Annotated in this window: 19 protein-coding genes; 16 read left to right on the plus strand and 3 right to left on the minus strand. The window is 35.5% G+C overall.

The features are described 5' to 3' along the window. Positions 1 to 596 precede the first annotated feature (596 nt). Positions 597 to 836: a helix-turn-helix domain-containing protein gene (locus ACUUJN_RS06815; protein ID WP_254349189.1), complete on the minus strand. Its 240-nt coding sequence runs from the start codon at positions 834 to 836 to the stop codon at positions 597 to 599. A gap of 190 nt (positions 837 to 1,026) precedes the next feature. Between ACUUJN_RS06815 and ACUUJN_RS06820 the strand changes: the two genes are divergently transcribed. From ACUUJN_RS06820 to ACUUJN_RS06865, 10 genes are all read left to right on the plus strand, one after another. Then, a complete protein-coding gene (locus ACUUJN_RS06820; RefSeq protein ID WP_484669426.1) occupies positions 1,027 to 1,674 on the plus strand; it encodes a hypothetical protein in 648 nt (215 codons plus the stop codon). A gap of 43 nt (positions 1,675 to 1,717) precedes the next feature. After that, complete coding sequence (locus ACUUJN_RS06825; RefSeq protein WP_484669427.1) at positions 1,718 to 2,179, plus strand: hypothetical protein; 462 nt, start codon at positions 1,718 to 1,720, stop codon at positions 2,177 to 2,179. Between the two features lie 524 nt (positions 2,180 to 2,703). Then, complete coding sequence (locus ACUUJN_RS06830; RefSeq protein ID WP_484669428.1) at positions 2,704 to 2,928, plus strand: hypothetical protein; 225 nt, start codon at positions 2,704 to 2,706, stop codon at positions 2,926 to 2,928. A gap of 245 nt (positions 2,929 to 3,173) precedes the next feature. After that, the gene (locus ACUUJN_RS06835; RefSeq protein ID WP_484669429.1) at positions 3,174 to 3,317 is read left to right on the plus strand and encodes a hypothetical protein; all 144 of its coding nucleotides are present in this window, start codon (positions 3,174 to 3,176) and stop codon (positions 3,315 to 3,317) included. Between the two features lie 129 nt (positions 3,318 to 3,446). Continuing rightward, positions 3,447 to 3,821 (plus strand): hypothetical protein, encoded by a 375-nt coding sequence (locus ACUUJN_RS06840; RefSeq protein WP_484669430.1) that lies wholly within the window; start codon positions 3,447 to 3,449, stop codon positions 3,819 to 3,821. 60 nt (positions 3,822 to 3,881) lie between these two features. Next, on the plus strand, positions 3,882 to 4,256 hold the full coding sequence (locus ACUUJN_RS06845; protein ID WP_484669431.1) for a hypothetical protein: 375 nt from the start codon (positions 3,882 to 3,884) through the stop codon (positions 4,254 to 4,256). A gap of 46 nt (positions 4,257 to 4,302) precedes the next feature. Beyond that, the gene (locus ACUUJN_RS06850) at positions 4,303 to 4,743 is read left to right on the plus strand and encodes a hypothetical protein (RefSeq protein ID WP_484669432.1); all 441 of its coding nucleotides are present in this window, start codon (positions 4,303 to 4,305) and stop codon (positions 4,741 to 4,743) included. A 46-nt stretch (positions 4,744 to 4,789) separates the two neighbouring features. Further along, positions 4,790 to 5,263 carry a hypothetical protein gene (locus tag ACUUJN_RS06855; RefSeq protein ID WP_484669433.1) on the plus strand — a complete coding sequence of 158 codons (474 nt, stop codon included), beginning with the start codon at positions 4,790 to 4,792 and terminating at the stop codon, positions 5,261 to 5,263. A gap of 480 nt (positions 5,264 to 5,743) precedes the next feature. Next, entirely contained in the window at positions 5,744 to 8,998 is a 3,255-nt protein-coding gene (locus ACUUJN_RS06860; RefSeq protein WP_484669434.1) for an S-layer homology domain-containing protein, read from the plus strand. A 433-nt stretch (positions 8,999 to 9,431) separates the two neighbouring features. Continuing rightward, on the plus strand, positions 9,432 to 9,650 hold the full coding sequence (locus ACUUJN_RS06865; protein WP_484669435.1) for a hypothetical protein: 219 nt from the start codon (positions 9,432 to 9,434) through the stop codon (positions 9,648 to 9,650). Between the two features lie 392 nt (positions 9,651 to 10,042). Here the strand turns inward: ACUUJN_RS06865 and ACUUJN_RS06870 are convergent, their stop codons facing one another. Together ACUUJN_RS06870 and ACUUJN_RS06875 are read right to left on the minus strand one after the other, a co-directional pair. Next, on the minus strand, positions 10,043 to 11,692 hold the full coding sequence (locus tag ACUUJN_RS06870; RefSeq protein ID WP_484669436.1) for a recombinase family protein: 1,650 nt from the start codon (positions 11,690 to 11,692) through the stop codon (positions 10,043 to 10,045). Further along, a complete protein-coding gene (locus tag ACUUJN_RS06875) occupies positions 11,693 to 11,866 on the minus strand; it encodes a hypothetical protein (protein WP_484669437.1) in 174 nt (57 codons plus the stop codon). A gap of 279 nt (positions 11,867 to 12,145) precedes the next feature. Here ACUUJN_RS06875 and ACUUJN_RS06880 point away from each other — a divergent pair, with 279 nt between their 5' ends. The 6 genes from ACUUJN_RS06880 to ACUUJN_RS06905 all read left to right on the plus strand — a co-directional run bounded on the left by ACUUJN_RS06880 (position 12,146) and on the right by ACUUJN_RS06905 (position 18,588). Then, entirely contained in the window at positions 12,146 to 12,760 is a 615-nt protein-coding gene (locus ACUUJN_RS06880) for a recombinase family protein (RefSeq protein ID WP_484669438.1), read from the plus strand. Positions 12,761 to 13,295: 535 nt separating this feature from the next. Further along, complete coding sequence (locus tag ACUUJN_RS06885) at positions 13,296 to 14,639, plus strand: transcriptional regulator (RefSeq protein WP_484669439.1); 1,344 nt, start codon at positions 13,296 to 13,298, stop codon at positions 14,637 to 14,639. Positions 14,640 to 15,162: 523 nt separating this feature from the next. Next, positions 15,163 to 15,609 (plus strand): hypothetical protein, encoded by a 447-nt coding sequence (locus ACUUJN_RS06890; RefSeq protein WP_484669440.1) that lies wholly within the window; start codon positions 15,163 to 15,165, stop codon positions 15,607 to 15,609. A 103-nt stretch (positions 15,610 to 15,712) separates the two neighbouring features. Beyond that, a complete protein-coding gene (locus ACUUJN_RS06895) occupies positions 15,713 to 16,705 on the plus strand; it encodes an FtsX-like permease family protein (RefSeq protein ID WP_484669441.1) in 993 nt (330 codons plus the stop codon). A gap of 6 nt (positions 16,706 to 16,711) precedes the next feature. Continuing rightward, positions 16,712 to 17,929 carry a hypothetical protein gene (locus ACUUJN_RS06900; RefSeq protein ID WP_484669442.1) on the plus strand — a complete coding sequence of 406 codons (1,218 nt, stop codon included), beginning with the start codon at positions 16,712 to 16,714 and terminating at the stop codon, positions 17,927 to 17,929. After that, on the plus strand, positions 17,929 to 18,588 hold the full coding sequence (locus ACUUJN_RS06905; RefSeq protein WP_149033494.1) for an ABC transporter ATP-binding protein: 660 nt from the start codon (positions 17,929 to 17,931) through the stop codon (positions 18,586 to 18,588). Before ACUUJN_RS06900 ends, ACUUJN_RS06905 begins: the two co-directional genes overlap by 1 nt. Positions 18,589 to 18,644: the final 56 nt, after the last annotated feature.

The following is an 18,644-nucleotide window of genomic DNA, read 5'->3' on the forward strand; positions in this document are numbered from 1 at the left end:
GAGGAAAAGACTTTTTCGTGATTCCGCGAAATACTCCTCCACCAATGAGGGCACAAAATTGTGCTGTCCTTTTGAACCTCCCGGAAAATTTTTCGATAAGTAACCTTAACTTTTCAACCGACAACTTTGGCGTTTCGTTTCGCGATTTCACGAAGCAAGTTTATAACACAATTCTCACGGCGCAACTTTGCGCAGTCACACAATATGCCTGTGACAAACAATGCTAGCATCGGGTGTCCACAATGAACATGAGTTAAAAATCCAGACATGGTGAATCGCCATATCGTAATTCTAACCTTCTGAATCGAAAGGTATGAAAGCTAAACTCAATTATCGTGAAACGCGATATTCGAAGTCCTATGCATGGGGGACGAAATTTCGTTCCCCATGTTACATAGTGAGATGAACAAGGATACATCTTGTACCTGCCCCTCAAATTTGAGGGATAGCTAACAGGTAAATCGCCATTGTGTTTTTATGTGTAAGGGTATCGCCAACTTTGACGACACGGCGAAATTGCCGATACGAAAAGAAGACCTCAACTTTCGAGATCTTCTTTATTTTTTTAGTATTCAAATTAGGATTGGTTATACTTGCTATTCTACACGCTTACGGATTTCAAATAAATCATTTGGAGTTACATCGAAATAAACACAAAGTTTTGTGATTAACGAAGCTGATATTTTCTTTTTTTCCATATTGGTGTTGTGTAGTAGTTCCATAATCGTAGTTCTACGATGTCCAATTTCTTCAGATAATTTTAGTACAGACATGTTATCGTGCCTCTTTAGAATTTCATCTAACTTGCAATACAAAATGTAGTTTTGCTGATCCATATTATCCTCCAAAAGAGTTAGAATAAACATTGCACCATGAAAGTGCATATGATATATTGTGTATAAAGAGTTGCACTATGAAAGTGCAACTGGTGAATAGAGCAATATACTCTTGAACAAAGGAGTGTGCAGTACTTTCTTCGGCACCTTCATCACCATTTTACCAATATCTCAAGGAGGAAGATACCTAGTGATCAAAAAAGCTAACAAGCAAACCATCATCGACATTGTACGCATGAATCCAGTTTGGGAATCAGAAGAAGACACCGAAAAAGAATTGCATTATTACCACATTACCGATGCATTAAATCGCAAATGGCAGACTATTGGTCTGAATGTCTCAGATGCTATCAAAGTGTTTGAGCATGGTAATGACGACACATGGACTCGCATCATTGAGCCAGCACTGTACAATCCTAACTTGTCCATCAATGATCTAATCAATATGCTCAATATCAGACCTGAAGCAACTGGCATTCGCAATGACATGCAAATCATATTGAACACAGTTGAGCGCCGTAATGAGTATGTAAGTCGTATCATCAATGTTAATCGTGAAAGTAGATTTCTTTTACTCCATCAAATGAAGGATGAATACCTTCAGCATAGCCAACTTACAGATGATCAGTTTACTCAATTGTACGCTGTGAATCCTGTGGAGGCTCTGTCAGTGTATTTCTTACAGCCTATTGATATCATCACGTATTGGGAATGGGCTAACGCTAACGGTACTGCTGAGAAGGCTATAGAGTACAAACGTGAGGAACCTTTGTTACCGTTTATTCAGGCTATCGAACGTGCTGAGGATGAAGCGAGAGGGATTGTTTCAGGCTTCTAATGTGTCACGTGACACAACTATAAAACGAATGGAGAAGATACATATGATTACATTGAACAAATCCATCACTAACAAAAAAGGGGTAGCCAATTTGGCCACCACTACGGAAATTCCGTACCACTCTGACCTCACGCTCGAACAAGTTTGCTATTTCCTTGATATCTCACCTAAAGCTGAAATTCTAATTGGATCAATGAAGTTCATGTTGACCACTGTCGAACGTTTAAACGAGTTTCTGAATCGCTCCACTTTTGCTAGGCATCCTTTGTCCCTGCTCACTAAAATGCGTAAAGAGTATATTGACGCTTACGGTTACACTGAGAAAACCGACTTCGTATACGATTACTATCGTGACAAGAAAGCCGCATTCGAAAAGCTATTCCAAGAACCTGTACATGCCTGGAAAATGGAACGATTCCATACAGATGTTCCTGAACGTATTTATGACACTTATCTTGAACAAGGAAAGTATTCGCATATGACACAAGTTGCCTTGTTCGCTTAGTTAAGTCGGTACATTAATAATCAAATGAACAATATGCATCTAACAATGTATTACCGACTTCATGTAAAATTACCATTTCATCGTAACATCGTACTGTAACAGGCTGCATTCTACTGGAATAAGCACAATAATGTTGAGAATACATGCTATCAAATCAAATAAGGAGCGATAACCAATGTATAAATGTGGACGACTCATAAAGGGGAAACTTTTTTTGCAGACTTGGGATGGGCAATTAGTCAGCCTGAAAACATTAGCTCAGTGTGACAGAAAGACTGTGACAAATGAATACGAATTTACTAGCTCAAATGTAAGATAGTTGGTGAAAGTGGTAACAGGAAGAACGGTAAAGTTTGAGAAAAGGATTGAAAATAGAGGCCAGCCATCAGACTTGTGAAGAGGATGTCGAAAGAGTAATTGAAAAATCACATAACAACATAATACTATCAATTTCTAAAGATAATTTCATTGATGAAAAGAATTAATTATGTTAGAATGACAACGAAATTAAAGGGGATGATATCATGGGTTACTGGAAGAAAGTTCAGGAGGCGTTCCAAGAAGGATATTTGAAAAAGTATAATTGCCCTGAATGTAATGAATATTCACTCCATGTTGAGCATGATAGTTTTGCAGAATGTGAAGAGGGTTGTAGGATCACTGATAAAGATAAAATATTTGAAGTTGTGGAGAAGGACGATTACGAGGGTTTTTATGAATTAGAAGAAATTAATTCAAGGTTTGTTTAGTTACCTATATAATTAGAATAAAGGAACCAATAATTTGCTAATAGATGAGAGCGCCTAATACATTAGGCGTTTTTTGTTACTAGAGCAAGTACAATAATGAAACAAATATTCATAGTAGATGGCTTATTATTCATTGTATCACAAGTTAAAATATCAACATGTAGTATTTTTAGTTGTTGACAATCTATATATAGTTACATAAACTAAGTGTGTACCATTTATTTCATACAGAGGAGGTGTTCACAATGGCTAAATCTAGCACTCGCAAAGTTTCATCAGCACAAATGTCTTCAAAGGCTTCTTCCGTGTTGAAAAGCAAGTCTTCAAGCAAAATAGCAAAATCACTTGCTGGATCTGTGTTGTCTCAGTCTCGCGCTGGTCGTAAATAGGAAACTTCATATAACTACGAATCAGTTAAATTCAATATCTGAAATCTAGATTAATTGTAATAAAATCAAAGGCTGTTTAAAGTGATGAACTGAACTTATAAAATATATAATGAAATTGGGGATGTTGTGATGATTTTTGACGCAAGTGGAATAACTGAAGAAGATGAATTGAGAATTATTAGAGCTAATACGCTGAGAAGTCTTTTAGACCTTACTTATTCAGAGTGGTTTGAAAGAGGTACTTCCTTCTTCTTGCCTAACGAAGAAGGGGTGTGCGTTTGTAGAAATGTAGAAACGGGAAAGTCATTTGCATCTTATTCAGAAAATATAAAGAGGAGATATAATCAACTCCTAAATGAAGAGAATACCTTAGATACTACACATTTCTGCTTTGCTCTTGTAGAAGGAAAAGAAGCTAGGAAAAAATATAGAAACGAACTAAAAGTAATGTTTGCTTTTGATGAATCTGATAAAAGTGGAGTACCTCCCAAATTAAATAGATAAAGTTGTAAGTTTTATTTTTTAATTATAGTTTACACATTGACAAGAAGGAGCCGGAATTAGATGAATGATTTTTTAGATGGGAGTAATCTTGTAGAAGCAATTACGGGTAAATGGCATAGGCTAGAACAAGGTGTTGGTAAAGGCACTTTTTTAATTGAGTTATCTGACTCACTTCTCCTGAATGTGCATGTAGACTCTAAGAGTCTAGACATTTTAATGAAACAAGGAGAGGTTTTTCGTTACATGGGAGACTTTTCATTTAGTGGCCTAGAAGATGAAGAGAAGTTTTTATTTCATAGTTTAAGTATAGAACATATCCACTTTAACAATCGTGAAGTTCAAATTGACAATCCAAATTCAGAAATCTCATCAGTTTTTGTAAAACTCAGTCATGAACAGAGAGAGGTGACAGAAAGAAGATTAGAGGGACAATAATGCCTCTCTCATTTATAAAAATTTCGTATTATGAAGGAGTGATGTTATGAGCATGACTAGTGAGATTAAAGCATTTTTACCGCAAATTATTGAATTTATTGATTTAGCTGACAATTATTATAAAGAAGTAACAGAAGAAAATGAAAATCGAGACTCAATATATCAAGAAATGTCGTCTAAGCTTAAATCGTGGGAGTATCGTAATTTGTTGTTGTTGGAATCTTTAATGTACATTGGACAAAGTGATTTTATTGATCGTAGTGACTACACTACAGACTATGATTACTATAGAGATATAGAAGCTATTCGTGGGCACAGCTATACACCGGAGAAAGCTCTCAATAATATGTATTATTATTTGCACGATTTGAACCAGTATACTTCACCTGCTGGACATATGCTTGAAAAGCTTCTTTTGTCTCGTTACCTTAAACAGGGGTTGGATGTGCTTAGAATAAAACGAATTGAAGAATTCTCATCAAAATAGCGTAAGAAGTATAATCCTATTAATGATTGGGGGTGAGTAGCATAAAATGAATCTAAACCAGCATCACACAATGACCTACACACTAAACAGTGGAATCAAAGGAACTGTCGATCTATCCAGCAAGCAAATACAGGACTGGATAGAGTCATATCGTGTGGGGAGCAAATATGTGACGACAGTAGGAAAAGAATACTTTGGTTTGAATCCTGAGCTTGTAGCAGATTTTAAGGTACATAATGAATTTTCCGAGCAGAGGGAATATGTAGCAGCAATACAGCAACCAGTAGTAGCGAGTAAGAGTAAAGAGCAATTAGCAGACGCATACATCCAGCATAGGGTATTGATTCAGGTAGAGTGTAAATGTGGAGCTTCCTATATAGAAGAGTCAGCGTACAAGAGGAACAAATGGGGCTGTAAAGAATGTGGTGATATCGTGTTTCTGGACAGTAAGAAGGGTATGGTTGATACGATTAAGGGTAAGGCTTGGTATATGACCAATAGGTATTTTGTTGAGAGGTGATGGGGCTTCTTTCATTTTGAAATAACTCTTATCTACCTGTATTTATATACAAAGTCTGGGCAGTTATTTATTATGAAAAATTCATGTGAAAAGCGTCTCAATTTTTAAAAAGGTGTGTATTAATTAAATTTTTGAATTAGGAGATACGCAAAAATATTTAAAGGCTTATACGACTCTAAAAAGAGCGAATTAAGTCTTTTTTTTGTATACCCTGGAAAGGTACCCTTTTGTAAAATATCGGGGATTTGAATGGATGTTTGTGTAATGGAGACATGTCCACCATTTAACATGCTGATATTTTTAATTAGCACCAAGATTACAATGTTTTATTTGTTTATTTCCCTATTGAAAAAATCCAACTTATACCGACAAAAAACGACAAAATTTTCAAAGGACTAATGGTAATATTACTTTTGTCTCATTTTAAGGGGGATGAGTCTATTTAACTAGTAGTTATTTATCGATTGGGGAGAGTGCAATATGAAGAAAGTATGTATTTTGTTTTTTTCTTTGCTGCTAATACTAGCACAGCCAGGATTTTCACAGGCGGCAACCAGTGAGAAAGAATTAGAGAATCACTGGGCTGGCTCATTAATGAACGAATGGTTGTCCAAAGGAATCTTAAAAGGATACGAAAATGGAAAGGTGTATCCAGATCGTCAAGTCACACGGGCGGAGTTTTTAAGCATACTACATAAGGGATTTGATAGCCAAAATACTTATGATGCATCGGACAAGAAAAGCAAGTTCAGTGACGTGAAGGTGAATAATTGGTATTACAAAGATGTTTTAAAGGCTGTTGATGAGGGGGTTATTAAAGGATATCCCAATAACACGTTTCAACCGAACAAGACCCTGACTCGTCAAGAGGCTGCTGTTATTCTAGCGAACAAATTGAACCTGAAAGAAGATAATTTAAATCTTCTTAAAGAGTACAAGGATTCCAATACTGTAGCTGAGTGGGCCAGTACCAGTTTCTCAGGTGTTCTGAACCATGTCATACTGCAAGGTTATCCGGATAAGACATTGATGCCTAGAAATCTGTTAACTCGCGCTGAGGCGGTAACCTTGCTAGATAAGGCTATTAAATTTGAGTCTTCCAACAAAACCACTTTGAGTCCTCCTACTAATCCAGAAGGTAGTACTGAAATTAAACAAAGTGAGAATACTCAAACGGCTAACGCTTCTACAAGCAGTGCTGATACAGATAAAAAATCGAAAAAAAATAATATTGATACGAAACTAGATTCTGATAAGGATGGCCTGCCTGACTATAAGGAAGAAATGATGGGCACAGATAAGCATAATCCAGATACAGATGGTGACGGTTTAACTGATGGACAAGAAGTAAATCTTATTGGCACTAGTCCATTAAAAATTGATACCGATGGAAATGGTATAAATGATGGTGATGAGGATAGGGACGGAGATGGCTTAACTAACGCTAAAGAAATACAACTTGGCACTAATCCCGGTAATAAGGATACTGATTTCGACGGTTGGGAAGATGCCTACGAGTTACAGAAAGCTACGAATCCCCTAGAGGCTGATTCAGATCATGATGGATTAAAAGATTCTATAGAAGAGAAATTTGGAATGAATCCCCTTAACCCCGATACGAACGGTAATGGTATTAAGGATGGAGATGAATCGGTTGTGTACAAAACAGAGATAAAATCCTATGAACGTGACCGAAATGTTACACCTTCAGTAAAAATCGCTTCTGACGCTAAAGAGGCAACTTCTACAGTAATCACAAATGTTTATGGGGAAGATGCCTTTATTAATAAGAACATTCCTGGATATATTGGTGCGCCATTTGAATTCACAACAGATGTCCAATTCAATACAGCCGCAATTACATTTGAATATAATCCAATTTTGGAATCAGATGATTTTCGCCCAGAAATATTTTACTACAACAAAGAAAAGCAACTCTTAGAAAAGGTAGAGAATCAAACGTATGATCCGAGTTCCCATTCAGTAACAGCCATTGTCCCTCATTTTAGCACCTACATTTTGTTAAATGGTAAGGCATGGGATGCGGCTTGGGCGAAGGAAATCAGATTACCTAAAAAAGATCCTTCAACGGGGCGTGATCGCAAAGTTGATGTCGTGTTTAGCATTGACACTTCTGGAAGTATGTCTTGGAATGATCCCAAGAATATGAGATTGCAAGCAGTTAGTAACTTTGTGAGTAAGTTGGAAGAGAATGATAGAGCGGCGATTTATCAATTCGACAATTATTCTGTCCAGAGAATTGCTTTGACTTCTGATAAACAGTCGGTACAAGATGCTGTGTATCAGGTAAGTGGGGATGGAGGGACTAATATTTACTCTGCTTTAGATTCTGCATTAACAGAGCTAGAGCAGAATGGAGAAGACAACCATGAAAAGTTTATTGTTCTGTTAACCGATGGGCAAGGAACCCGGAATAATGAGCTTATTGATGATGCGATACAAAAGGCAAAGAGTGAGAAAATCTCTGTTTATACTATTGGTCTAGGAGAATCCATTGATGAGAGAATGCTTAAGCGAATTGCGTCAGAGACAGGAGGTTCATATTTCCATGCTACTACAGCAGAATCAATTGACTTGGCGTATGAACATGTAGCGGATGAAACAATTGATGCCTCATTAGTTTTAGACAGCGATAAAGATGGAATTCCTGATTATTTTGAAATCAATGGCGTGCGTTTAAGTAATGGTGATATTTTGTATGGATTAGATCCTAACAATGCAGATACGGATGGAGACGGAATACCGGATGGAATTGAGGCAATCCTTGCTTCTAAAAATTTTGATCAAGATCCTGTTTATTTTTCAATGCTCTCAGATCCAACGAAAAAAGATTCAGATGGAGATGGTATGAGTGACAAAGTTGATCCCCAACCTCTAGTTTATAACGTGACAGATCGCCATAATGTAATGGTTAGTGATTTGAGTTATGTGAATTTAGAATCAATACAGGGTACTGAGTTTGGGGGAACACTAAATGAAGAAATAATAAATAGATTTAAAGACAGTGACGCTTACCCTGATATTGAGTTGGCAGGATGGAAAATCATTAAAGCCTACAATAGTAAGTGGTATAATTTTAGTTTTGGAGCTGTAGCATTGAAAAAAGGTAATGACATCATTATAGCATTTAGAGGAACGGAATCTGAAACGTGGGAGCAAATAAAAGACTTCGCCAATGACTTAGCCATATTTATAAATAATGACAATATACAGACGTATAATGCAGAGGATTTTGTAGCAAGTGTTATTGAAGAGAACCCAAAAGCTAATATTTATATTACTGGTCATTCATTAGGAGGTTTCTTAGCAAGTGTTATGTCATACGAGTTAGCTTCTTTGAATCTAACAAATATTACAGGGAATAAAGATGCATATAAGGTGTTTAAGAATAGTGAGTATCAGTTCATTAAGGGGAGAACTTTTAATGCTGCCCCATTCTTTATTAATGGTTACTCTACAAATCTTGTAAGGCAGTGGGGAATAGAAATTTTCACCCCTTATACCGATGGTCCTGTCACACTTTCCGAATTATTGAGTGATGAATATAACGATCAAATTGAGAATTATACAACAGAAGGTGAGTTTTTAAGTATCCTTAAACAATATGCTTTGGGCTTACGTTTAGGAAAAGTATTCGAGCCTTTCCCAAGCAGTGGAAGTATGATGGAGAGACACTCGATTTATAAATTTTATGAACACTTCCCGCTTAAGTAAGGAATAGTCGATAGAGAATAGACCATATGGTCTATTCTCTCATTTTCTCGAAAGGAATGGTTACATTGAAGTCTAAAAAGAGAGCAATATCAATTTTTACTGATGAGCAACTGCAAAACTGCGTAAATTCCAGTGTATCCGTTCAGCTATATGTGGAAAAAGAACTTGACTATGAAGGTAGTATTGTTGGATATACAGATCATTCTATAACTACAGAACGAGGGTTTTATTTAAGGGCAAATTGTAAAGTAGAAACTAAAGATAATTATTTAAAATTGTTAACGTACTAAATGGACTGAACTTAAGAATCGAACCTCGGCAAATGGTGTTCCTCTTTCCTTAAGAGTTTCATTCTTTGGTTAATTCTTAAGTTCCTTTTACATAACTAACTTCAGAAGACTATTGACACATAACTTCAAGAACAGCACAGAAAATGATAAAAGCGTTTGAACAGTTTGGAAAACGGACGACGTCGTCCGATTTGGCGGTAGGTAAAATATGCCAATTGCTCTCTCTACCCGAATCTGTTGATCGTTTTGAATTTGTTGAACAGGAGCATACTGTTCCTTCGACTGGTGAGAAGAAGACCGGGGATGAAATGACTGTGAGGGAAAAAGATTTGAGTTTCTTCTATTATATAGAACCAACTTGATAGAGTGAAAAACCATGAAAATAACACTTCCAATCCGCGATTCTTGTTACGATTCACGATTCGATTGAGCTACGATAAAAAACATAGATAAATAAAGGTTTTTTAAAATTTAAATTTTGAATAAAACAATTGCTAAAAAATTAAAAAATCCATTGATTCATTAGCTTTTTAGCGAATTTCCTTCCAATTTGTACGATTGAAGCTACGATTCCAACTATTCCACAAAGAATCCTTCATTTATCTACGTTTTCACTACTTCTTCAATACAGCACGATGTAAATATATACAGACACAATTTTGGACCATAAGACTTAAGAATTGCATATGGAATATGGGGAATTTGAATATATGATCAATTTTGACGATTGAGATTCTGAATCTGTATTTTAAATCTATAGACTGAGAATTTTTTCTTTTTTCATATCAATTATTCCATCCATGATATTCTTAGAAGCTTTCATATGCAGATCTATTTTATTGTCATTTAATACAACTTTACTAAAGAAAACTCTAACTATTTTGCGTCTGTTTTCCATACTTATTATGTTTTTATTCATAATATATTGATACTTTTCAAGTGTATCTTGAATAAGATTCACATCATTTTTGTTGTGAAGAGTTGCTGATAATTTATGCTCTATTATTTGTAACTCCTCTTTTATGTCATGTACCTGCAAATCCACCGCTGATACCTTGTCCTCTAAATCCTTCATTGATTTGATTATTCCAGCCGCATACATCTCTGTATAACGTTCGCGAGACGCTTCTTTTTCCTGTAGGGACTTTTCTAATTTCTTTTTTTGTTTAAGTAATTCATCAGAGTTCGAGTTTTCGTTTTGTTGTTTAACTATACGTTCAAAAAATTCTGTTGGTTCAGATATTATGTTTTTAACATACTCCCAAACAATCTTATCTACGTAATCAACTCTCCAATTACGTCCTTCACAGATTGGATTGGACTCTCCCGTCCCAACTTCCCATGATTTTTTCGTCTTATGCTGACAAACGTAATATTTTAACAGTCCATTCTTAGTTTTTGTAGTTACCCCCGATGATACTGCTGCGCCACATCGACCACAACGGCAAATTCCTTGCAATAGATAATCTTCTGTCGGTCTTCCTGGTTTGTTCTTATTCAGAAAATCAAGCCTTTTTTGAATTTTATGATATGTCTCCATTGTAATGTAAGCAGGTACAGGTATGCGTCTCCATTCTTCCCTTGGTTGTGGAACTTGCTTTCTTGTTCCATCGGCATTCCTAATTACTTTAGATTTACCAAAGTAAAAGTTTCCTGTGTAGGTTTCGTTTTTAAATATTCTGCTTATTGTAACCTGATACCATCTGTCTTTTTTAGGAGCTGACACATTACGTAAAGATAACTCTTCGGCAATCCTAGAACAGCTATAATCTTTATGTAGGAGCATATCTACCATTTTCAGATAAATTTCTTTTTCTTCTGGATTCTCAACAAGTGTGTCTAGCTCGGTGTCAAAAGTATATCCATAAATTCTATTTAAACCCGGTATAAGCCCATTTTTAACTTTTGTGATTCTTCCACGTTTTGTATCTGCTAATATTTTAGCCTTATTATATTCAGCGATGGAACCCTGAATATTAAAATTCAACATCGATTCTGGACTTGATTTGTCAAATTCGAACTCTACAAACCAAAAGTCTTTTCCCATGCTCCAAATACGATTGGATAGTTGGGTTTGAAGATGAAGGAAGCGACTCATTCTATTCGGATGTAGAAAGATAACGTGATCACCAATCCCATATTCAAGCAAGAACAATGCATAGTTAATCATTGGTCTGTTTGGGTTATCACCTGATTCTCCATCTTCTACCAACACCACTACTTCGTCTTCGTTGATGCCTTTTTGTTTGGCTAAATCCATACATCTCTCAATCTGAGATTCAATTGAGTAATTATCTACTTGTCCATCAGTAGAAACACGAGCATAAATAAGAGCCTTGATCTTAGTGACTAGGGCTTCAAGCTCAGCTTTACTAAATTTTTGTGATCCTGCAAGAGTTAACATTTATATATCCTCCGATACTAAATTAATTTCTAATGGAATTAAAAGAGAATATTCTTGAAGAATTAATTCAATCCACTGGATAATTTCTTTTTCGATTGTTTCAGCGGGTATTGTACTTTCTTCATCTGCGTAATGGATATCAAAATAAAAATTATTTTTTCTGCTATATTTCATTGTGTAGTGTCACCATCCTTATCGTATGTTAATATTTTTTTAATCATATGAGTTCATTTTTTCCCTTTCATATATCTTATATACCTGATAGAAAGAGAACGGTATTTCTATAATTTCATTGGGTTAAAAGCTATTCTTTTGTGTCATAAAGTATGCTTTTAGACATATTAAAAAGATACCTGTTTAAGTGTGTCAAAAAGTGGTATAATGAATTTAGTCGCATGACATGAATTGTATATACTTTTTGACACAACATTGGAATAAGGGAGGGTAAATGTATTGAAACTAGCTTATGGTAGAGTATCTGCTAAGGATCAAAATCCAGAGCGACAACTAGTAAAGTTTCGAGAATTGAAAATTGATGAAAGATATATTTTTGTGGACAAGTTAAGTGGGAAGAATTTTAACCGACCTCGCTATCAGGCAATGCGGTTAATGATTCGTGAGGGTGATTTAATTTACATAGATGCACTGGACAGACTAGGTCGAGATTATGATGGTATTATAGATGAATGGAAATACATTACGCGGGAAGTTGGAGCAGACATTATATGTCTGGATAATGAAACTTTATTTGATAGTCGCAAATTCAAAACAATGGGTGATTTAGGAAAACTTTTAGAGGATCAATTCTTAAGTATGCTTGCATACATAGCTGCACAGGAAAGGTTAAAAAATAAGCAAAGACAGAGTGATGGGATAGAGGTAGCCAAAGCAGCAGGGGTGAAATTTGGCCGTCCTAAGCAGGAGATCACAGCTGAATTTGCTCGTGTATATGACAAATGGAAATCTGGAGCAATCAAGGCAGTGGAGGCAATGAAAGAACTAGGTATGAAAAATAGAACGTTTTATCGTAGAGTTAAAGAATATGAGCAACAGAAGCAAGTAGGATAAATTGTTCATGTGTTTAAAGCCTAGATGATTATGTCTAGGTTTCTTTGTTATGTTTGCTGATCAATACTAGCAGGTACAATAAAAAGGACGGGGGTATTTTACATCATAAACGTCTATTTAATTTACAGAATTGCCCCTAGCACATCCACTTTCACACTCAAGTTATTTTTTGACTCGATACCATCCCTAATATCATTAAGGTTAATTGGATGCTATACATCCAATCTAAGCTCAATTCATAGATTAATTACAAGGGAATACGAATGTAACTATAAATCTGGTAACTTTGTATTGGATGAGTTGTATTATGATTTTTCCAATAAACTATACATCAATATGAGGACGATACATTTAATCATAAAATCATTGCAAACTATCCCAAAAGGTATCTTAAGCACATATATGAAAGGTATATGATTTTATTCCAAAAGATGGTACAATCAAACAAATATATTTTACTACTTGTTTCACAACTACATAATAATTTTAACTATGCATCGTATTTGTTAGTCTACGTTGAAAGGGTGGTTTATCGATGAAAATTACACCCACGATTAGAGCAGAATTGGAACAATTTCTACAACAAGAAGGCTTAACATTATCACAATTTGGACAAAACGCAGGGATGAATAGGGGAATAATAAGTAGCATTGTAACAGGTAATAAATCTATGTCTATTAATCAGCTTGATCGAATTACTGAAGCTATGGGCTTACCAGAGGGTCACTTTTACGACTTGTTCGTAGAAAACTACATCATCGACCATCCTCCGAATATGAGGCGAATTGAGCCATTTTTATATCGCTGTGCGGAGTTGGACAAGCTCGGTGTGATCCGTCGAGTGGTGGGAGCCATCATGGACAATCTACTCTATTCACCCAAGCTATTTGAAATTGCAGAAGGATTGCTGGCAAAGGGACGACATGAGGCAGCACTACTGCTCTATGAGGGGGTGGCTGAAGCGGAGAGATATCAACATTCTGAACGCCTAGCCATCTGTCAATATCGCATATTCAAGATTCAGGTTGGAGATGACCAAGAAAAGAATTTCCAATCAGCACTTCAATTTGAGCCATTTGTCAAACGTCTCGATGCTATAGACCAATTAGATGCACTTATAGATTTGGCTAATGTATACCGATCATTGCGAAAATGGGAACGCGCTAAGGAAGTTGCTAAGGATTTAAGGACTTTAGCCAAAGCTCAATACTCTTTGGATCATTCTCAGGAAAGGGAAGAGCGCAAGCCTCAGAGACCGTTATTTTTTTATATAGCATTCAGTAAATCACTTATTGGTGGCGTTTATTATGAACAAGAGAAATATGAGTTGGCGTTACAAATTGCGTATGAGTCTTGTGATTTGGATTGGGTGAAAGAGACCGACGAAGAAGCATTGCGTTGGAAAAGCTTGTTTCAAGAATGGGGCGAGGCTAACATATGTTTAACTAAGCTCATGGCTGGAGATACAGAGGTACTTCCTTTATACACTGATCTTATTTCAACAAATAGAGAGGAATTACTACCGGGTCTGTGGAATATAATGATAGTAGCCAATCGTTATAAATTAAATGTAGATGGTATTCTAAGTCAATTTGAAAGGGAAATATCCAACATACATGATCAAGAAGGAAGACAAACGAATGACAAGCAGAATATTAATGATCAGCTTGTTGGCTTTTTAAGTGAATTGGCTGACTATTATTTGACCAATGGTCAGTACGAAAAGGGAATTAGTTACTTATTAGACTGTATGAGATTATCCACTATAATTAATAATGAGCACTCTATACTTCGTTGCGTGAGAATGTTTGAACGTTGTCGCCAATTTGTCTCAGATGAAGTAAAAGTGGAGTATCGAAATTTAGTGGAAATGGGGTAATGGTATGAAACGCATAATTAATGGGTTGTTTGCAACTACTTACTTATTGGTGTTGTTAGCGAGCATACAAACAATAAACATTCAAGATTTTAGTATGTCACAGCCAATTTCTAACGGTGGTATCTCAGTTTTTGGTTGGCATATTGGAAGTTAGTACATTTTAAATAGTGTGAAAGCGTTTATTCAAATGAAGAATATTAAGTTACATTTAAGGCTTGGACGGGATTATCCGTTTAGCCTTTTTGTATTGCTGAAAACTTGCTAAGTCGTTGCTGAGTTGGATAGGTGATAATTTATGAGATAGAACATGGAGGAGATAGAGGAAATCAGCATTCACGAAAAGATACAAAGTCAAATAATTTGACTTTGGCAAAAACGCAAAAGGATATTGTTAATGAATCACTACCTTTTCAAAAGAACCACACACATGGAATGACAATCCTACTTTACAAGAAAATGGACTAGAAGTATAATGTTTCATGGGTATCAAGGTGAATTTAGAAGAAAGGGAGTTTATTTAATCATGAAGAAAAAAATTATGGGCCTTGCATTGAGTTCGTGTCTTTTATTAGCGAGTGTTCCCGCATATGCTGCCGACAGTGCGGCAGAACCTAACCAAGCAGTTGATCCAAACTTGGTGATCTCAACCAAGGAAGAATTGCATATCCCTAGTAACGTAACTGTTAATTCAATTACTCCATTAGACAATGCTTCTATAACATACGATCACAATCACGGAATTGATTGGGATGGAAACAACAGACAGGTTTGGGGAAACACTCAGGCCCAGCAAGGGAAGACAAAGCTAGACAGTTATACGAGAGCACGTTTTGAACAATTGACTGGATCAGTGTATGGAGATTCTGGACGAGTATGGAGCACCAACCAAGGAAGATCCTATGCTCGTTCTGATTGGGAAAACTATAACGCACTCAGATCCGGTGTAGCCAAAACATACTACGGTATCTAATTTTTCAACGAATTATTTCTGATATGAATCTCTGTTTTTAGTAATTCTATAATTAAAAATTCACCAAACAATTCACCTTGTTACCTATCTTGGAGGATATATTATGAACAATATTCGTATAACTCGTGTCAAAATTTTAGATGTGCTTTTGTTTATCGCTATCACCCTGTTCAGTTTCGCTTGCTTATTTACATTGTTTTATAATGAAAACGTAAATCTCGTAAAGAAACTAAGTAATAACTTTTATGATGATAATGCCTTGTCTTTCAAAACATCAAAAACTGAACTTGACTTTTCTTCTTTATATGAGGCATTACCAAATGATACTGTATTATTCGGAAGGTTTTTCAGGCAAGGAGAGGATATTCGAGGTGTTATATATAAGGGGGACTATGTTCCACCTAAATTAATAAGTGGAAGGTTTTTTTCTGAATCTGATTTCATATCTAATTCGCATGTTGCAGTTATTGGTAGAGATGTCCCCATAAATAAAACCATAAATGAAAAAAAATATGTCGAATATAATCATATGGATTATGAGGTCATAGGGATTATTGGGTACAATATACCTACTAGAATAGATCGAACAATTTTGCTGAACTTGAATGCTGATAATATCACTTCTAGTGTTGAATATATTGTTAGCAGTTCAACCATACAAAATGGTTTGAATTTTATTGGAAACGAAAAAATGTTCGGGCAGGTTTCTGTATACGATAAGGAAAATGTTAATATTTTGCATATAATTGATAGAGGTAATAATCAATTAATTACATCCATAATTTTTATTTTCGTACTCTTTGTAAATAGCTTATCGGTAATGATCTATTGGAACGAAAAAAAGAATACTGAAATGAAGATCAAATGGAGCAACGGGTACACTAAAAAGAAAATATTAATAGATGTGTGGAAAGATTTTTTCCCAATACTATTGTTGAGCTTAATATCGGCTCTTGGCTCTTCTTGGTTTTTCGGAAAAAATATGCATGATGTCGAGCCAAGCCTTCAACCGGCTATGTTAGGGGCGACGATCCTGCTTTTATTGTTTTCATTTTTAGTGATCGGTATCTCCTATATAAAGATGACACAAAGGTGATCTGTGATGCTCAATTTGCTTATTGATTCATTAAAACAACATAAACGAAAAACCATACTTTCCATCTTACAATGTACTGCATCGTACATTTTGGTTATTTTGACATTAAGCTTGGCTACACATACACATGAACTTACATCAAATGTTCAAAATGCTACATCCTCTTTATACAAGGTCAATGACAATTTTTTCAATGATGAGGAAAAGAACTTTCTTGCTCAATCGGATAACCTCAAGGTCTTAAATGAGCTGTACGAGTGGGAAAAAACGAATCCTAGTTTTAAGTATATTATTGCAAGCAGACAAAATCTTTTTCTAGATGTGCAAGGCTTGCCTGCAAAGTTTCAATATGGATATGAAGCTGGACACGAAACCCCAGACGCATATGAAAGTATTCAAGTGAATCAACAGTTTATTGACCATTTTGCTATCCAGACTTCTGAAGGTAGATTATTTCAAGCTGGAGATTATAACGTGAAAAATGACGTTATTCCTATAATTTTGGGTTATGAATATAAAGATTATTTTAAGTTGAAACAAATCATACACGTGGGATATATGGGAGTAAATTTAAAGTGTAAAGTAATTGGCTTTTTGGGGCAGCATAGCTTTTATAATAATGGATACGCTTTGAAATACTTGGATAGACTTGTTGTATTTCCATCGTTGGAAGTAGACAATATTCATGCACAAGATAGAAGTTTTATGTTAAAACTATTCTTGGATAAAACAAGTGGCTACATCCAATCTTCTCTTTCGGCACAAAAAATCCAAGAGCTGTTCACGCAAAAAAGTTTGCAACTTGATATCGAGCCATATGTTGTAGAAGGAGTCTCAAATTTTTATCTTACGATGTGGGGGCTAGAAGGAGAGCAATTACAAAAAGTTTTATTTATATTTTCATTTGTCATTGCTTTTGTTGCGCTATTCAGCATTTCAACAAATCTCATAGCTAAAATCACTCTCCGTAAATACACATATGGAATCATGATTGCAAACGGTACAAGAAGAGCAGTAATAAATCTTTCAATTCTTTTTGAGATATTTTTTATCAATTTGGTATCATTATGTATTGCAGCATTGTTTTCATTTATGATTTCTCAAAATATAAATATTCCTATTCTACTTATTTTCAGCTTCACACTTTCACTACTATCTTTTATTCCTCCATGGATTTCTGTGAATAGATTAAAGTTGTCGAAAACAATACGAGGTGGGAACTAATGAGTGTAATTGCATTAAAGAATATAAATAAATCTTACGGTTCAAGAATGATACTTTCCGACGCCTCTTTCAATGTAGATCATGGAGATTTAGTAGGAATCATAGGCAGAAGCGGGTCAGGTAAAACTACCTTGTTAAATATTTTAGGGTTTATGGATATTGCAGATAGCGGGGAGTATTTCTTTGATAGTCAACTAATTAAGCCCAAAGATGAGAAACGAATGACTGTGTTAAGAAGAGATGAAATCGGATTTATTGTACAAGATTATGGTTTAATTAAAGAAAGAAGTGTTTTTTATAATATTGCCTTGCCTTTATTGAGTCAGAACACACCTAAAAAGGAAATTAAGCACCGTGTTGACTCTATTGCGGAGCAACTTAAAATTTCTGACTTAATTAATGAATACCCCCATGAAATTTCTGGAGGCGAAGCTCAAAGAGTCGCAATAGCAAGGGCGCTTATCAGAAAACCGAAAATAATTTTGGCAGATGAGCCAACAGGTGCTTTAGACGAGTCAGCAGAATCGGACATATTGGAAATACTTCATGCTCTTAATAGGTCGGGTGTCACAATTGCAATGGTAACACACAATCAAGTAGTTGCAAATATATGCAAGAAATTGTATACAATAGTAGATGGGAAAATCGTTCCTGTGTAGCGAATATACTACAAATGCTTTAGTGTAAAGTTGCAACCAAATAGAATGCCACATCC

It is taken from the genome of Paenibacillus sp. LRG-1 (assembly GCF_057220305.1).

Coding starts and splice junctions, on each gene's coding strand:
- ACUUJN_RS06815 (WP_254349189.1), bottom strand. CDS start 836: ATGGATCAGCAAAACTACATTTTGTATTGCAAGTTAGATGAAATTCTA.
- ACUUJN_RS06825 (WP_484669427.1), top strand. CDS start 1,718: ATGATTACATTGAACAAATCCATCACTAACAAAAAAGGGGTAGCCAAT.
- ACUUJN_RS06830 (WP_484669428.1), top strand. CDS start 2,704: ATGGGTTACTGGAAGAAAGTTCAGGAGGCGTTCCAAGAAGGATATTTG.
- ACUUJN_RS06835 (WP_484669429.1), top strand. CDS start 3,174: ATGGCTAAATCTAGCACTCGCAAAGTTTCATCAGCACAAATGTCTTCA.
- ACUUJN_RS06840 (WP_484669430.1), top strand. CDS start 3,447: ATGATTTTTGACGCAAGTGGAATAACTGAAGAAGATGAATTGAGAATT.
- ACUUJN_RS06845 (WP_484669431.1), top strand. CDS start 3,882: ATGAATGATTTTTTAGATGGGAGTAATCTTGTAGAAGCAATTACGGGT.
- ACUUJN_RS06850 (WP_484669432.1), top strand. CDS start 4,303: ATGAGCATGACTAGTGAGATTAAAGCATTTTTACCGCAAATTATTGAA.
- ACUUJN_RS06855 (WP_484669433.1), top strand. CDS start 4,790: ATGAATCTAAACCAGCATCACACAATGACCTACACACTAAACAGTGGA.
- ACUUJN_RS06860 (WP_484669434.1), top strand. CDS start 5,744: ATGAAGAAAGTATGTATTTTGTTTTTTTCTTTGCTGCTAATACTAGCA.
- ACUUJN_RS06865 (WP_484669435.1), top strand. CDS start 9,432: ATGATAAAAGCGTTTGAACAGTTTGGAAAACGGACGACGTCGTCCGAT.
- ACUUJN_RS06870 (WP_484669436.1), bottom strand. CDS start 11,692: ATGTTAACTCTTGCAGGATCACAAAAATTTAGTAAAGCTGAGCTTGAA.
- ACUUJN_RS06875 (WP_484669437.1), bottom strand. CDS start 11,866: ATGAAATATAGCAGAAAAAATAATTTTTATTTTGATATCCATTACGCA.
- ACUUJN_RS06885 (WP_484669439.1), top strand. CDS start 13,296: ATGAAAATTACACCCACGATTAGAGCAGAATTGGAACAATTTCTACAA.
- ACUUJN_RS06890 (WP_484669440.1), top strand. CDS start 15,163: ATGAAGAAAAAAATTATGGGCCTTGCATTGAGTTCGTGTCTTTTATTA.
- ACUUJN_RS06895 (WP_484669441.1), top strand. CDS start 15,713: ATGAACAATATTCGTATAACTCGTGTCAAAATTTTAGATGTGCTTTTG.
- ACUUJN_RS06900 (WP_484669442.1), top strand. CDS start 16,712: ATGCTCAATTTGCTTATTGATTCATTAAAACAACATAAACGAAAAACC.
- ACUUJN_RS06905 (WP_149033494.1), top strand. CDS start 17,929: ATGAGTGTAATTGCATTAAAGAATATAAATAAATCTTACGGTTCAAGA.